Source organism: Mycobacterium angelicum (assembly GCF_002086155.1).
GTDB classification, from domain to species: domain Bacteria; phylum Actinomycetota; class Actinomycetes; order Mycobacteriales; family Mycobacteriaceae; genus Mycobacterium; species Mycobacterium angelicum.
In genome coordinates, this window is the sequence record NZ_MVHE01000516.1 from 1 (window position 1) to 208 (window position 208).

At 72.1% G+C, this 208-nt stretch carries 1 protein-coding gene; it reads left to right on the plus strand.

All coding sequences use genetic code 11. The features are described 5' to 3' along the window. A partial coding sequence (locus BST12_RS30500; RefSeq protein ID WP_139802167.1) for an MBL fold metallo-hydrolase occupies positions 1-208 on the plus strand: 208 nt, incomplete at both ends.

Genomic DNA, 208 nt, shown 5'->3' on the forward strand with positions numbered 1-208 from the left:
CCACCGCCGACTCGGTCGTGCACGTGGCCGACGCCGGTGTGCTGTTCGCCGGGGATCTGCTGTTCATCGGTTGCACCCCGATTGTGTGGGCGGGCCCGATCGCCAACTGGGTGGCGGCCTGCGACGCGATGATCGCGCTGGACGCGCCCACGGTGGTGCCTGGGCATGGTCCGGTCACCGGCCCGGACGGGATCCGTGCCGTCCGTGG